General features: G+C 76.5%; 14 protein-coding genes. 10 read left to right on the forward strand and 4 right to left on the reverse strand.

Annotated elements, in window-relative coordinates; genetic code table 11:
- Positions 1–128 precede the first annotated feature (128 nt).
- Complete coding sequence (gene purF, locus ACI79B_RS07815; RefSeq protein ID WP_456927480.1) at positions 129–1,712, forward strand: amidophosphoribosyltransferase; 1,584 nt, start codon at positions 129–131, stop codon at positions 1,710–1,712.
- Complete coding sequence (purM, locus tag ACI79B_RS07820) at positions 1,709–2,758, forward strand: phosphoribosylformylglycinamidine cyclo-ligase (RefSeq protein ID WP_456927481.1); 1,050 nt, start codon at positions 1,709–1,711, stop codon at positions 2,756–2,758. Before purF ends, purM begins: the two co-directional genes overlap by 4 nt.
- Before the next feature lie 72 nt (positions 2,759–2,830).
- On the opposite strand, the gene ACI79B_RS07825 is transcribed toward purM, so the two are convergent.
- Complete coding sequence (locus tag ACI79B_RS07825; protein ID WP_456927482.1) at positions 2,831–3,052, reverse strand: DUF3073 domain-containing protein; 222 nt, start codon at positions 3,050–3,052, stop codon at positions 2,831–2,833.
- Between the two features lie 188 nt (positions 3,053–3,240).
- Positions 3,241–4,305 (reverse strand): Glu/Leu/Phe/Val family dehydrogenase, encoded by a 1,065-nt coding sequence (locus tag ACI79B_RS07830; RefSeq protein ID WP_456927483.1) that lies wholly within the window; start codon positions 4,303–4,305, stop codon positions 3,241–3,243.
- 218 nt (positions 4,306–4,523) lie between these two features.
- On the opposite strand from ACI79B_RS07830, the gene ACI79B_RS07835 reads away from it, so the two are divergent.
- A complete protein-coding gene (locus tag ACI79B_RS07835; RefSeq protein ID WP_456927484.1) occupies positions 4,524–5,861 on the forward strand; it encodes a M23 family metallopeptidase in 1,338 nt (445 codons plus the stop codon).
- Positions 5,862–5,972: 111 nt separating this feature from the next.
- Here the strand turns inward: ACI79B_RS07835 and ACI79B_RS07840 are convergent, their stop codons facing one another.
- Positions 5,973–6,503 carry a hypothetical protein gene (locus tag ACI79B_RS07840; protein ID WP_456927485.1) on the reverse strand — a complete coding sequence of 177 codons (531 nt, stop codon included), beginning with the start codon at positions 6,501–6,503 and terminating at the stop codon, positions 5,973–5,975.
- Positions 6,504–6,561: 58 nt separating this feature from the next.
- Here ACI79B_RS07840 and ACI79B_RS07845 point away from each other — a divergent pair, with 58 nt between their 5' ends.
- From ACI79B_RS07845 to ACI79B_RS07865, 5 genes are all read left to right on the forward strand, one after another.
- Complete coding sequence (locus tag ACI79B_RS07845; RefSeq protein WP_456927486.1) at positions 6,562–7,428, forward strand: MBL fold metallo-hydrolase; 867 nt, start codon at positions 6,562–6,564, stop codon at positions 7,426–7,428.
- Positions 7,425–8,732, forward strand: a complete 1,308-nt coding sequence (locus ACI79B_RS07850; RefSeq protein WP_456927488.1) for a class I adenylate-forming enzyme family protein — start codon at positions 7,425–7,427, stop codon at positions 8,730–8,732. Before ACI79B_RS07845 ends, ACI79B_RS07850 begins: the two co-directional genes overlap by 4 nt.
- Positions 8,729–10,249: a mycofactocin dehydrogenase MftG gene (mftG, locus tag ACI79B_RS07855; protein WP_456927489.1), complete on the forward strand. Its 1,521-nt coding sequence runs from the start codon at positions 8,729–8,731 to the stop codon at positions 10,247–10,249. Before ACI79B_RS07850 ends, mftG begins: the two co-directional genes overlap by 4 nt.
- A 91-nt stretch (positions 10,250–10,340) precedes the next feature.
- On the forward strand, positions 10,341–11,318 hold the full coding sequence (locus ACI79B_RS07860; RefSeq protein WP_456927592.1) for a phosphotriesterase family protein: 978 nt from the start codon (positions 10,341–10,343) through the stop codon (positions 11,316–11,318).
- Between the two features lies 1 nt (position 11,319).
- Positions 11,320–12,828, forward strand: coding sequence for a class I adenylate-forming enzyme family protein (locus ACI79B_RS07865; protein ID WP_456927490.1), 1,509 nt, complete (start codon positions 11,320–11,322; stop codon positions 12,826–12,828).
- Positions 12,829–12,891: 63 nt separating this feature from the next.
- On the opposite strand, the gene ACI79B_RS07870 is transcribed toward ACI79B_RS07865, so the two are convergent.
- Entirely contained in the window at positions 12,892–13,101 is a 210-nt protein-coding gene (locus tag ACI79B_RS07870; protein ID WP_456927491.1) for a hypothetical protein, read from the reverse strand.
- A 132-nt stretch (positions 13,102–13,233) separates the two neighbouring features.
- Between ACI79B_RS07870 and ACI79B_RS07875 the strand changes: the two genes are divergently transcribed.
- Complete coding sequence (locus tag ACI79B_RS07875; RefSeq protein ID WP_456927492.1) at positions 13,234–13,917, forward strand: phosphodiesterase; 684 nt, start codon at positions 13,234–13,236, stop codon at positions 13,915–13,917.
- Positions 13,918–14,064: 147 nt separating this feature from the next.
- Positions 14,065–15,078 carry a hypothetical protein gene (locus ACI79B_RS07880; RefSeq protein WP_456927593.1) on the forward strand — a complete coding sequence of 338 codons (1,014 nt, stop codon included), beginning with the start codon at positions 14,065–14,067 and terminating at the stop codon, positions 15,076–15,078.
- The last annotated feature ends 4 nt before the right edge of the window (positions 15,079–15,082 follow it).

The raw sequence follows: 15,082 nt of genomic DNA on the forward strand, positions 1-15,082 counted from the left end.
GCGCCGGACCCCGGCCGGGGTTCCGCGCGCCCATGGCGCACGCCGGACCTGCGGGGACCCGCAGCCGGGTGGTCACGATCACGGCTCGGACAGGAGGTACCCCCCGGGGCGCCGGTACGCTCGTCGGTGTGCCTCGCGGTGACGGACGGCTGACGCACGACCTCGACCCCCATGCTCCCGGCCCCCAGGACGCCTGTGGCGTCTTCGGCGTCTGGGCACCGGGGGAGGAGGTCGCGAAGCTGACCTACTTCGGCCTGTACGCCCTCCAGCACCGCGGTCAGGAGGCGGCGGGCATCGCGGTCTCCGACGGCGCGTCGGTGGTCGTCTACAAGGACCTCGGCCTGGTCAGCCAGGTGTTCGACGAGTCCACCCTGGGCAGCCTGCGCGGCCACCTCGCCGTCGGGCACACCCGGTACTCGACCACCGGCGCGTCCACCTGGGAGAACGCCCAGCCGACGTTCCGCACCACCGACGCGGGCACCGGCCTGGCCCTGTGCCACAACGGCAACCTGGTCAACACCGCGGAGCTGGCCAGCCGGGCCGCGGACGCCGGCGTGCCCGGCGCGTTCACCGCCAGCACCGACTCCGACCTGGTCACCTCGCTGATCGCCGCCCGGCCCGACATGAGCATCGAGGCCGCGGCGATGGAGGTGCTCCCGCAGCTGCGCGGCGCGTTCAGCCTCACCTTCATGGACGAGGACACCCTCTACGCCGCCCGCGACCCGCAGGGCGTGCGCCCCTTGGTCCTCGGCCGGCTCGAGCGCGGCTGGGTGGTGGCCAGCGAGACGGCGGCCCTCGACATCGTCGGCGCCTCGGTGGTCCGCGAGGTGGAGCCCGGCGAGCTGCTGGCCATCGACGAGAACGGCCTGCGCAGCCAGCACTTCGCCCCGGCCGAGCCCAAGGGCTGTGTCTTCGAGTACGTCTACCTCGCCCGCCCCGACACCACGATCGGCGGCCGCAGCGTGCACGCCGCCCGGGTCGAGATCGGCCGCCGGCTGGCCAAGGAGCAGCCCGCCGACGCCGACCTGGTCATCCCGGTCCCGGAGTCCGGCACGCCCGCCGCCGTCGGCTACGCCGAGGCCAGCGGCATCCCCTACGGGCTCGGGCTGGTCAAGAACTCCTACGTCGGCCGCACGTTCATCCAGCCGTCGCAGACCATCCGGCAGCTGGGCATCCGGCTCAAGCTCAACCCGCTGCGCGACGTCATCCGCGGCAAGCGGCTGGTCGTCGTCGACGACTCGATCGTGCGCGGCAACACCCAGCGCGCGCTGATCCGCATGCTGCGCGAGGCCGGCGCGGTCGAGGTGCACGTGCGCATCTCCAGCCCGCCGGTGAAGTGGCCGTGCTTCTACGGCATCGACTTCGCCAGCCGCGCCGAGCTGATCGCCAACGGCCTCGACGTCGACGGCGTGCGCGCCTCCATCAACGCCGACTCCCTCGGCTACGTCTCCGAGCAGGGTCTGGTCGCCGCCACCGAGCAGCCGGCCAACCGGCTGTGCACCGCGTGCTTCACCGGCCAGTACCCGATCCCGCTCGGCGAGTCCGGGGTGCTCGGCAAGCACGTCCTCGAGGGCAGTCTCCCCGCGGGCGTGGCCCGCACCCCCATGCCGCGGGTCGACGACGCCGAGCGCGCGGTCACCGGCTGGACCGGCCAGCAGGCCGGCAGCCCCGCGGTGCCCGGCGGCGCCGACGACGCCCTGCGCCGTCCGTGAGCGGCGGGTACACCTACGCGGACTCCGGCGTCGACATCGACGCCGGCGAGCGGGCCGTCGACCTCATGCGGACGGCGGTCGAGCGGACCCGCCGGCCCGAGGTGGTCGGCGGGCTGGGCGGCTTCGCCGGGCTGTTCGCGCTCGACACGACCCGCTACCGGCGCCCGCTGATCGCCTCGTCCACAGACGGCGTCGGCACCAAGATCGCCCTGGCGCGGCAGCTGGACCGGCACGACACCGTCGGCATCGACCTCGTGGCCATGGTCGTCGACGACCTCGTGGCCTGCGGTGCCGAGCCGCTGTTCCTCCAGGACTACGTCGCCTGCGGCAAGGTCGTCCCCGAGAGGATCGCCGCGATCGTCACCGGCATCGCGGCCGGCTGCGAGCTGGCCGGGGCCTCGCTGGTCGGCGGGGAGACCGCCGAGCACGGCGACCTCATGGCCGCCGACGAGTACGACCTGGCCGCCACCGCCGTCGGCGTCGTCGAGGCCGACGCGGTGCTCGGGCCCGAGCGGGTCCGCGACGGCGACGTCGTCGTCGCGATGGCCTCAAGCGGGTTCCACTCCAACGGCTACTCGCTGGTCCGCCGCGTGGTGTCCGCCGCCGGGCTCGACCTCGCCGCCACCCCCGCCGGGCTGGACCGGCCGCTGGGCGACGCGCTGCTCGAGCCCACCCGCATCTACGCGCTCGACTGCCTGGCGCTGGTGGCGGAGCTCGGCGTCGACGGCGTGCACGCGTTCGCGCACGTCACCGGCGGCGGGCTCGCCGGCAACACCGCGCGGGTGGTGCCCGACGGGCTGGAGGCGGTGCTCGACCGCGGCACCTGGGCGCTGCCGGCCGCGGTGTCCCTGCTCGAGGAGCACGGCGTGCCGCGCGAGGAGTCCGAGCGGGCGTTCAACTGCGGCGTCGGCATGGTCGCCGTCGTCGCCGCCGACGCGGCCGAGCGGGCGGTGGGCCTGCTGACCGGCCGCGGGGTGCCGGCCTGGGTGGCCGGCACCGTCGGCGCCGGCGGGACCGGCGCGCGGCTGGTCGGTTCCTACCGCTGACCACGGCACACACCGCCGCCCCGCGGGGGACGGCGGTGTGTCGTGTCGATCAGACCGGCGGGGAGCCGACCCTCAGCGACTGGCTGCCCAGTCGTCCTCGGAGTCGTCGTCCGCCCATCGGTCGGTGTACTCGTCGTCGTCCTCGTCGTCGTCCTTGTCGGCACGCGACGAGGTGTACGGAGACGGAGAACCGGCCAGCTCGCGCTGCAGCGCGGAGAGGTCGGTGTTGGGTGAGCTGTACTTGAGCTCACGGGCCACGCGTGTCTGCTTGGCCTTCGCTCGGCCGCGCCCCATCGGCTCGACCCCCTCGTGACGGAGAACGGGAGTCCAGCTCACGGGCTGGACGGCCCGCGTGGCGACCCCGACTGAGTGACTGTGTCTTGACCCAGCCTACGACACGACGGAGGCGCGGGCACGGGTCCTCCCCCGCGGTCCCCCGAGAGGGGCGGTGGTCCCCGCCACGTCCCGGCCGACGGCGCAGGTCAGCGGGGCAGCCGGATGGTCGCCAGCCGCCCGACGGAGGCGATCCGCTGCTCGGCCAGCCGGTCGGCGGCGACGGCGGGGGAGACGCCCTCGGCCGCGGCGGTCTCGAACACCCGCAGCGCGACGTCGAAGATGCCGGCCGCCTTGGCCTCGGCGCGGGCGAAGGAGAAGCCGTGCCGCTCGTCCTCGACCTGGATGACCCCGCCGGCGTTCACCAGGTAGTCGGGGGCGTAGAGGATGCCGCGCGCGGTCAGCTGGTCCGGGATGCCCTCGTGGGCGAGCTGGTTGTTCGCGCCGCCGCAGACCACCTCGGCCTGCAGGGCGGCGACCGTCGCGTCGTCGAGCGCGCCGCCGAGGGCGCAGGGCGCGTAGACGTCGGCCGGGCAGCGCACCAGGGTCGCGGTGTCGGCGACCGCCTCGACGCCGGGGTGCCGGGTGAGGACCCGCTGCACCGCGGCGGGGTCGACGTCGGTGACGAGGACGTCGGCGCCGTCGGCGACCAGCCGGTCGACCAGCCAGCCGCCGACCTTGCCGACGCCGGCGACGGCGACGGTGCGCCCGGACAGCGTCGGCTCGCCCCAGCGGTGCTGGGCGGCGGCGCGCATGCCCTGGAAGACGCCGAAGGCGGTGAGCACCGAGGAGTCCCCGCAGCCGCCGTACACCTCGGAGCGGCCGTGGGCGAAGCGGGTCTCCCGGCCGACGAGGTCGAGGTCGGCGTTGGTCGTGCCGACGTCGCACGCGGTCAGGTACCGGCCGCCGAGGGCCTCGACGAACCGGCCGTAGGCCCGCAGCAGCGCCTCGGTCTTGTCGGTGCGCGGGTCGCCGATGACGACCGCCTTGCCGCCGCCGAGGTCGAGGCCGGCCAGGCTGTTCTTGTAGGTCATCGCCCGGGCCAGGCGCAGCGCGTCGGCGACCGCCTCGTCCTCGGTGGCGTAGGGGTGGAAGCGGGTGCCGCCGAGCGCGGGGCCCAGCGCCGTCGAGTGGACGGCGATCACCGCCCTCAGGCCCGAGGCCGGGTCGGAGCAGAAGACCACCTGTTCAGCGCCGGAGCCGAAGACGTCCACGACCGCCGAGCCTAGAACGTGCGGAAGTGCCGTCCGTCACCCCTGAGGGGTCTCAAGTCCGCCGCCCGGGATGTCGACAAGTGCTGTGACGGATGTCGGTGACTGTGTCGTGCGGTCACGGTGTGACTTCCGTGCCGCGTGTTGCCACTGTGGCGCGTGTCCGCCGGACGACGCTGACGCCGCACCTGCACCACCCCCTCTTCCCCAGGGAGCGCCCGATGCCGCAGTGCCGTCCCGCCCGGACCCGCGGCCGCCGTGGCGGCGTCCGCGCCGCCCTGGTCGGCCTGCTCTCCTGCGCGGTCCTGCTCGGCACAGCCGGGCCCGCGCTCGCCGTCCCACCACCGCCGCCGAACCCGAGCGACGGCCAGATCGCCGACGCCCAGGCGGCCCAGGAGGCGGCCGCCGCCGAGGTGGGCCGGCTCGCCGCCGAGGTGGCCGCCGCCGAGAGCGAGCTCGAGCGGCTCGGCGTGCTGGCCGAGGCCGCGGGCACCGCCTACCTCGCCGCGGAGGAGGCCCTCGTCCAGGCCCAGGCGGCCGCCGCCCAGGCCGCCGCCGACCTGCAGGCCGCGACCGACGCCGTCGACGCCGCGATCGGCCGCATCGCCGGGTTCGCCCGCGACAGCTACGTCAACGACCCCACCCTGGCCACCGCGTCCGCGCTGCTGGACTCCGCCGGCCCCGGTGAGCTCGTCCAGCGGGCCGCGCTGCTGGAGTACGTCGCCGACACCCAGGTCGACGTCCTCGAGGAGTTCGAGGTCGCGCGGGTCCGGCAGGCCAACGCCGAGTCCGCCGCGCGGGTCACCCGGGACGCCGCCGCCGCGGCCGAGCAGCAGGCCGCCGACGCCAAGGCCGCGGCCGACGCGCAGGTGGCGGCGCAGCAGACCGCCGTCGCCGCGGCGGAGGCGAACAAGGCCACGCTGGAGCAGCAGCTGCAGGCGGCGCAGATCCACCTGCTGGAGCTGCAGGGCGCCCGCGACGCCTACCAGGAGTGGCAGCGGCAGAAGGCCGAGGAGGAGGCCGCCGCGGCCGCGGCCGCCGCCCGGGCCGCCGAGGAGGCCGCGGCCGCGGCCGCCGCCGCCCGCGCCGCGGCGGCGTCGAGCACGTCGAACACGTCGAGCACCGCGACGGCAGCCGCCTCCGAGGTCAGCGGGTCCGGCTACGTGAAGCCGACCTCGGGCCGGACCTCGAGCTGCTTCGGCGCCCGCTGGGGGGTCCTGCACGGTGGCGTGGACATCGCCGCCCCGATCGGGACGCCGATCTACGCGGCCACCTCCGGCGTCGTCGTCCGGCACGGCCCGGCGACCGGCTTCGGCCTGGCCGTCTACATCCGCGGCGACGACGGCGCGGTGACGGTGTACGGCCACGTCGACGTCGAGTACGTCGGCACCGGCGAGCGCGTGGTCGCGGGCGAGCTGATCGCCGAGGTCGGCAACCGTGGCCAGTCCACCGGCCCGCACCTGCACTTCGAGGTCCACCCCTCGGGCGCCCTCCACGGCGGCCAGGTCGACCCGGTGCCGTGGTTGCGTGCCCGCGGGGTGTCGATCAGCGGCTGCTGATCGGAGGACCACCGTCCCCACCCTCGCCGGCTCGCGGCGGACCCCTGCAGGGGCCGAGCACGACGACGGCCCGCCCCCCGAGCGGGGAGCGGGCCGTCGTCGTGCTGCCGACTAGCTCGTGGGGGCGGCGGCGCCGCAGTTCTGCTCGCCGAACCGGGCGACGTTGGTGGCCTCCGGGCCCTGCGCGACGGTCACGAACTCCTGGGCCGCGGTCTGCAGCTGGGCCTGGCCGTCGGGGGTGGTGAGGTTGACGGAGTTGGCGGTGTCGGAGAAGGCCTGGACGGCGTCGCCGACGACCTGCCAGTCGCTCGCGATCTCGGCCGGGGGCTGCACCGAGTCGAACGCGGCGGCCGCCTGCTGCAGCAGGCCGGGCAGCTGCTCGGGCGTCGCGGCCGAGAGCTGGTTGCCGAGCTCCTCGTACTGCGCGGCCTGCTCGCAGAACGCCGCGACGGCGGGGTCGTCGCTGGCGCCGGAGGAGCTGCTGGGGCTGCCGCTGGACTCAGCGGAGCTCGAGGTGCTCGCGGCGGTGGACTCGGCGGCCTCCTCGCTGCCCGACCCGTCGGAGCCGCCGCAGGCGGTGAGCACGACGGCCGCGGCCGCGGCCACGACGGCGGAGCGGGACAGGTGCGCGATCGATCGCATGCCCGGAGGCTAACGGCCGGGCGGGCGGTCCGCGTGCGGGCGCGGCTACCGTGCGGTCGTGCGCGCCCCCGCCGACCCACGCGTCACCTGGGACCTCCCCGCCCCCGGCGGGCTGCCGCGGACGGCGGACCTCGAGCCGCTGGTCACCCGCGTGCTGGCCCCCAACCCGTCGGGCATGACCCTCGACGGCACCAACACCTACCTCGTCGGCGCGCCGGGCAGCGGGCAGGCCGTCGTGGTCGACCCCGGCCCCGACGACCCCGCCCACCTCGCCGCGGTGGAGGAGGCGCTGGCCGCCCGCGACGCGCGCTGCGCCGCCGTCCTGGTCACCCACCACCACGGCGACCACGCCGAGGCCGCGCGGCCGTGGGGGACCCGGTTCGGCGCACCGGTCGCCGCCGCCGACGCCGCCGTCGCGGGGCCCGGCGGTCGGGTGCTCGAGCCGGGGGAGCGGCTGCGCCTGGCGGGCACCGCGCTGGACGTCGTCCCGACGCCCGGGCACACCCCCGACCACCTGGCCTTCCGGCTGGAGTCCGGGGCGGTGCTGGTCGGCGACCACGTCCTGGGGCGCGGCACGTCGGTGGTCACCCACCCGGAGGGCGACGTCGTCGCCTACCTGGAGTCGCTGCGGCGGGTGCACGACCTCGGGCCGAGCGCGCTGTACTGCGGGCACGGGCCGGAGCTGACCGAGGACCCGGGCGCCGTCCTCGACTTCTACCTGGCCCACCGCGCGTTCCGGGAGTCGCAGCTGCTGGCCGCGATGGTCCGCGGGGCGGGCACCGTCGACGCGGTGGTGGCCGACGTCTACGCCGAGGTGCCGCGGGCGCTGTGGCCCGCGGCCGCCCAGTCGACCCGGGCCACGCTGGCCAAGCTCGCCGCCGAGGGGCACGTCGTCGTCGAGGGCGAGCGGGTGCGCCTGCCGTGAGCGGGGTCGCCGTCGTCCGGGCCGCCGACAGCGAGCGCGACCAGCGGCGGGCCGCGGCGGCGCTGCGGGCGGCCGGGCTGCGGCGCGGCGACCGGCTGCTGGTGTCGGCGGCGTCCTCCCCGGCGCTGCTGGCCGTCGTCCTCGGCGCGCTGCGCACCGGGATCGTCCCCGTGGTGCTCGACCCGGCGCTGCCCGCCGCCGAGTGGGCCGCCCTCGCCGACGACGCCGACCCCGCGCTCGACACCGGCAGCGACCCCACCGCGCTGCTCACCGGCGAGGACGAGGCCGCGCTCGCCGACGTGCCGCTGGCCCGGCCGATGCACTACACGTCGGGCACCACCGGGCGGCGCAAGGGCGTGTGGTCCGGCACCCTCGACGACGGCGACGCCCGCGCGCTGGCCGCCGAGGAGATCGACCTCTGGGGCTTCACCGCCGCCGACCGGCACCTGGTGCTCTCGCCGCTGCACCACTCGGCGCCGCTGCGGTTCGCCGTGCACACGCTGCTGGCCGGCGGCGAGGTGCTGCTGCCCGGTCCGTTCGACGCCGCCCGCGCGGCTGCGGCGGTCGGCACGCTCGCCCCCACGACGACGTTCTGCGTCCCCACCCACCTGCGCCGGCTGCTCGCCCGCGACGACGTCGACTGGTCCTCCTTCCGCGTCCTCGCGCACGCCGGCGCGCCCTGCCCCGAGCCGCTCAAGCGGGCGGTGCTCGACGCGCTGCCGGCCGGCAGCGTCTGGGAGTTCTACGGCTCCACCGAGGCCCAGTTCACCGTCTGCTCCACCGACGACTGGCTGGCGCACCCGGGCAGCGTCGGGCGCGCGCGGCCGGGCCGGCGGCTGGAGACCGACGAGCGGGGCCAGCTGTGGTGCGCGGTGCCGCGGTGGGCGCGGTTCGAGTACTGGCGCGCCCCGGAGAAGACCGCGGCGGCCTGGCGCGGCGACCGGGTCACCGTCGGCGACCTCGGCCGGGTCGACGCCGACGGCACCGTCTGGCTCGACGGCCGCCGCGAGGACCTGGTCATCTCCGGCGGGGTGAACGTCTACCCGGCCGAGGTCGAGGCGGTCCTCGACGCGCACCCGGACGTGGTGGAGAGCGCGGTGGTCGGCGTCCCCGACGAGGAGTGGGGGCAGCGGGTGGTCGCCGCCTACGTGGGCGCCGCGGACCCCGCCGACCTCGGCGCCTGGGCGCGCGAGCGGCTGTCCCCGGCCAAGCGACCCAAGAGCCTGCACCCGGTGGGGGAGCTGCCGCGCACCTCCACCGGCAAGGTCCGGCGGCTGGACCTGCCGGGGGTCCTCGGCCTGTGAGCTGGGACGTCGTCGTGGTGGGCGCCGGCTCGTCCGGCTGCGCGCTGGCCGCCCGCCTCGCCGACGCCGGCCGCTCGGTCCTGCTGCTCGAGGCCGGCGCCGACCACCCCCGGCCCGCCGACCTCCCGCCCGACCTGCGCGACGCCGCCACGCTGCGCGCCACCGTGCCGGGACACCCGGCGAACTGGTCGTTCACCACGGAGCTGACCCCGGGCAGGACCGCGCCGCTGCCGCGCGGGCGGGTGGTCGGCGGGTCCAGCGCCGTCAACGGCGGCTACTTCGTCCGCGCCACCCCCGCCGACCACGCCGGCTGGGCCGCCGCGGGCAACGACCTGTGGAGCCTCGCGGCCACGCTGCCGGCCTGGCGCCGGCTCGAGGACGACCGCCAGTACGGCGACCGGCCGGGGCACGGCCGCGGCGGCCCGCTGCCGGTCACCCGGCCCTCCGGCGGCTCGCCGCTGACGGAGGCGCTGGCCGCGGCGACCGCGGAGCTCGGCGTCCCGGAGGAGCCGGACAAGAACGCCGGCGGCCCGCCCGGCTACGGGCCGGTGCCGTTCACCGTCGACGGCGGCCTGCGGGTCAACGCGGCGATGGCCTACCTGTCCCCGCGGCGCGGGTCGCCGCGGCTCACCGTCCGCGGCGGGGTGCGGGTGCGGCGGGTGCTCGTCGAGCGCGGCCGCGCGGTGGGCGTGGACACCGACACCGGCCCGGTGCGCGCCGCCGAGGTGGTGCTGGCCGCGGGCGCCGTCGGCTCGCCGCACCTGCTGCTGCTCTCCGGGATCGGCCCGGCCGCGGACCTGCGCGCGCACGGCCTCGGCGTCGTCGCCGACCTGCCCGGGGTGGGCGCCGGCCTGTCCGACCACCCGCTGGTGTACCTGCCGTGGGTCCCCGTTCCCGGGCTGCCCGAGGGCGACTGGCCGCTGCCGCTGCACGGGTCGCTGAACGCCACCTCCTCGGACTCGCCCGTGCCCGGCGACCTGGAGGTGCTGCCCTGGCTGCGGCCCTGGGGGCGGGTGGTCCCCGGCGGCGGCGGGGACGACCGCACGCTGTCGCTGGCCGCCGGCCTGTACCGCGAGGAGAGCCGCGGTCGGCTGTCGCTGGTCTCGGCCGACCCGGCGGCGCCGCCGCGGATCGAGCACCGGTACCTGGCGACCGCGGCCGACCGGCGGCGGCTGCGCGAGGCGGTGCGCCTGGCCGACGGCCTGCTGCGCACCCGGGCGCTGGCCCCGCTCGTCGCCGCCCGGCCCGGCCCGGCCGACGACGTCCTCGCCGACGACGCCGCCCTCGACGGCTGGGTCCGCGCGCACCTCACGACGGCGGTGCACCTGGCCGGCAGCGCCCGGATGGGGCCGGACGGCGACCCGGGCGCCGTCGTCGACCAGCACCTGCGGGTGCGCGGTGTCGCGGGGCTGCGGGTGGCCGACACGTCGGTGCTGCCGGAGGCGCCCTCCCGCGGGCCCGCGGCGACCGCGGTGCTGGTCGGCGAGCGGGCCGCGGAGCTGATGACCGGGGCGTGACCCGGGTGCGACGCAGGTCACGTCCTCGGTAGCGTCCCGGTGCCCGGACGGCGTCGTCCGGGACGTCCTAGAGGAGGACCCGTTGCCCCAGGTGCAGACCGTCCGCGGCCCCGTCGACACCGCCGAGCTCGGCGCCACGCTCATGCACGAGCACGTGTTCGTGCTCAACGCCGACGTCCAGCAGAACTACCCCGACGAGTGGGGCAGCGAGGACGACCGGGTCGCCGACGCGGTGCGGAAGCTGACGAAGCTGGCCGGGACCGGCGTGCGCACCATCGTCGACCCCACCGTCATCGGCCTCGGCCGCTACATCCCGCGCATCCAGCGGATCGCCGAGCAGGTCGACCTCAACATCGTCGTCGCGACCGGCTGCTACACCTACGACGACGTCCCGTTCTTCTTCCACTACCGCGGCCCGGCGCTCGACGCGGCCGTCGGCGCCGAGGTGCCCGACCCGATGGTCGACATGTTCGTCGGCGACATCACCGACGGGATCGCCGGCACCGGGGTCCGGGCGGCGTTCCTCAAGTGCGCCATCGACCACCAGGGCCTCACCCCCGGCGTGGAGCGGGTCATGCGCGCCGTCGCCAAGGCCCACCGCGCCACCGGCGCCCCGATCACCGTGCACACCCACCCGGGCAGCCACACCGGCCTGGAGGTGCAGAAGGTCCTCGCGGACGAGGGCGTCGACCCGGGCCGGGTGGTGCTCGGGCACAGCGGGGACACCACCGACGTCGACCACCTGTCCGAGCTCGCCGACGCGGGCTTCGTCCTCGGCATGGACCGGTTCGGCATCAACCTGGACACCACCTTCGAGGCCCGCGCCGACACGCTGGTCGAGATGTGCCGCCGCGGCTACGCCGACCGGATGGTGCTCTCGCAGGACGCCTCCTGCTACATCGACTGGCTGGCGCCCGGCGTCATGGACCTCCTGCCGCAGTGGCACTACACGCACATCCACGACGACGTGCTGCCCTACGTGCGCGAGCGCGGCGTCACCGAGGAGCAGATCACCACGATGCTGGTGGACGTCCCGCGGCGGTACTTCGAGAACACCGGGACCTACTGAGATGGCGCTGCACCCCTTCGACGAGGCGGGGGTCGAGCGCGACGCGGCCGGCGTCAAGCACTACACCGACCTGCCGGCGTCCGTCGTCGCGATGCTGCGGGCCTCGGTCGAGCGCGACCCGGACGGCGAGGCGGTCGTCGAGGTCGACGGTCCCCGGCTGACCTTCCGGCAGCTGTGGGACGGCGCGGCGCGGGTCGCCGGCGGGCTGCGCGAGGCCGGCGTCGGCCGCGGCGACCGGGTGGCGATCCGGCTGGGCAACGGCGCCGACTGGGTCCTGGGGTTCCTCGGCACGCTGCTGGCCGGCGGCGTCGCGGTGCCGGTGAACACCCGGTTCACCGAGCCCGAGGCGCAGTACGTGGTCGACGACAGCGGCGCGCGCGTGGTGCTGGCGCCGGGGGAGCCACTGCCCGACGGCGCGCCGTACGCGGAGGAGGGGCTCACCCGGTCCGACCTCGCGGCGATCTTCTACACCTCGGGGACGACCGGCTTCCCCAAGGGCGCGATGACCAGCCACGAGAACTTCCTGACCAACACGGAGAACGCGCGCCGGGTGGTCGGGCTGGGTCGGCACGACCCGACGCTGCGGAACCTGGTCAGCGTGCCGCTGTTCCACGTCACCGGCTGCAACAGCCAGCTGCTGCCGGCGCTGGAGGGCGGCGCGGCGGCGGTGGTCATGCCGGCGTTCGAGGTCGGCCGGTTCCTGCAGGTCATCCCGGAGGAGCGGATCGCGGTCGTCACCTCGGTGCCCGCGGTGTTCTGGCTGGCGGTCAACCAGCCGGCCTTCGCCGACGTCGACGTGAGCGGGGTCCGGTTCGCCACCTACGGCGGGGCGCCGATCGCGCCGGAGCTCGTCGCGCGGATCAAGGAGGCGTTCCCCGCGGCGCGGGTGGGCAACGGGTTCGGGCTGTCGGAGACGTCGTCGATCTCGACGTTCCTGCCGCACGAGTACGCCGGCACGCACGCCGACTCGGTCGGCTTCCCCGCCCCGGTGGTCGACCTGCGGCTGGAGGGCGTCGACCCCGCCACCGGCGTCGGGGAGCTGCTCATCCGCGGCGCCAACGTCGTCCAGGGCTACTGGAACAAGCCGGAGGCGACCGCGCAGGCGTTCACCGACGGCTGGCTGCACTCCGGCGACCTGGCGCGCATCGACGACGACGGGTTCACCTACGTCGTCGACCGCGCCAAGGACATGATCAACCGCGGCGGCGAGAACGTGTACTGCGTCGAGGTGGAGAACGCGCTGGCGGCTGCGCCGGGGGTCTTCGAGGTCGCCGTTGTCGGGGTACCCGACCCGGTGATGGGGGAGAAGGTCGGCGCCGTCGTCGTGCCGGTGCCCGGCGCCGAGCTCGACGTCGAGGCGTTCCTGGCGCACGCCCGGGAGCACCTGGCCGACTTCAAGGTGCCGCAGTTCGTGTCCGTGCGGTCGGCGGTGCTGCCCCGCAACCCCGGCGGCAAGGTGCTCAAGCCGGTGCTGCGCGCCGAGTCGCGGTGGGAGCCGGTGCGGCGCTGAGGGGGCGGGTCGTCCCGGCGGCGCGCTGTCCGCAGCCGCCGGGACGCCGGACCAGGGGCCCGGTCAGCGGACCGGGCGGATCTCCGTCGTCGTGGTGATCGGCGACCACGCGTCGGGGTGCGGGCGGCCGGCGTCGGCCACCCAGCCGGCGGAGCGCTCACCGGGCCGCGGGGCGGTGCGGGGAGCCGGCCGGGAGCTCAGGGCGACGATCAGGGCGAGCAGCAGGAGCAGCCCGGCGAGGACCCCGCCGGTGACCAGGAGCGTCGTGAGCACTGACTGACCGTATGCGGCGGACTGCTCCGTGTCACAGGCAAGGAACGACGGACATCCCGGCCGGCCACCGGCAGGTCCTGCCGGTTGACGAACGACACGTGCACGGCCCGGGGGCGCGGGTAGGGCAGCGGCGTGCACGACCTCGCGAGACTGGCCGGACGACTGGCCGCGGTGCCGCTGGGCGCCCTGGCGCGCCGGCGCAGCGGCAAGCCGATGCACCCCCGCGGCGCCGTCGTCGCGGCCGTCCTGGAGCGGACCGGCGTCCCCGGCTCCTGGGGCGTCCCGTGGCTGGACGAGCCGGCGCGCGAGCCCGCCGTCGTCCGGCTGTCCCGGGGGGCGGGCCTGCCCGCCCCCCTGCCCGACCTCCTGGGTCTCGCGGTCCGCCTCCCCGACGGCGGCCGGCCCGTGGACCTGCTGCTGTCGAGCACCGGCTCGGGCCGCTGGACGCGGCTCCTGCCGGTGCCCCGCGTCGACGCCGCGACCACCTACTCGTCGATCATGGGCTACCGCTCGGCCGCGGGGACGCTGCGGCTGGCCGCGGTCCCGGACCGGCCGGAGGCCCTGCCGTCGGACCCGGCGCCGGTCGCCGCGGCGGCCCCCGGGACGACGTTCCGCCTGGTGGTCGCCCGCGGCGCGGGGGAGTGGGTGCCGTTCGGCCGGCTGATCCTCGGGGACCCGGCCGAGGGCCTCGACCCCGACCTGCGCTTCGACGCCGTCCGCAACCCGCCGCCGGGGCTGCTCGCCGACGGCCCGATGGCCCGGTTCCGGGCCCCGGCGTACGCCGCCGCGCGGGAGGGCCGCAGCAGCACCGGGTGAGCCCCATGGGGTGACGCAGGCCACCCGGTGAGTTCCCACACGGTTGTGCGGCACCATCCTGGGGTATCGGAACTCTCCGGAGTTCGTCGAGGAGCACCGCCCCTGCCGTCGCAGTGCTCGACCGCAGGAGGAGTGGCCGCCCGCGTGATGCACGCACTACCGACGTCCGCGTCGCCCGCGCGGATCCGCGTCGCGACGGTGCCGCACGCCGATCCCTACGTCGACGCCGTGCTGCCCGCCTCCGCGGTGCGGGTGGGTCCCGACCACGACCCGAGCCCGTGGCTGGACCCGGCGTACCTCACCGCGCACGCCGGCCTGGTCGACGTCGTGCACGTGCACACCGGCTACGGGCACCTGCACGAGGACGAGGTGGTCAGCTGGACCGAGGCGCTGCGCCGCACCGGCGTGCCGCTGGTCGTCACCGTGCACCAACTGCGCGACCCCGCCCGGCCCGAACGGCACCGGCACGACGCCCACCTGGCCGCGCTGCTGGCCACCGCGGAGGTCGTCTTCACGCTGACCCCCGGCGCCGCGGACGAGATCGCCGAGCGCTTCGGGCGGACGGCGATCGTCGTCGCCCACCCCTCGGTCGCCGCGGCCGACCCGGACACCGGCGCCGAGCGCGGCCTGGTCGGACTGGCGCTCGGCATCCCGGGGGCCACGGTCACCGACCCGGTCGCGATGGTCCGGGCCGCGCTGTCGGGCGCGGTCTCCGGCGGCGGGCGGCTGCGGGTGTTCCTCGAGCCCGGGCAGTCGCTCGCCCTGGACCCGGACCTGGCCCGCGCCGAGGGGCTGGAGGTGGTCGTCCGGGACCCGGCCCGCTGGGCCGCGCAGCTGCAGGAGCTGCACGTGGCGGTGCTGCCGCAGCGCTGCGGCACGCACTCGCGGGACCTGGAGGTGTGCCGCGACGTCGGCACACGGGTGGTGGCGCCCCGCTGCGGGTGGTTCGCTGACCAGTGGTCCGACGTCGTCTGCTACGGCAACGACGAGGAGTGCGGCTTCGACCCGGTGTCCCTCGGCGTGGCGGTCGGCGCGGCGCTGACCCGGCCGATGCCCCGCCCGGCCGACCGCGGCTGGCGGGCGGAGCAGCGCGCGGCGGTGCGGGCCGTCCACGAGCAGGTCTACGACCAGGTGGTGGCCGACCGCGCCGTCCGGGTCTGAGGCC

Source organism: Geodermatophilus sp. SYSU D00879, assembly GCF_054050375.1.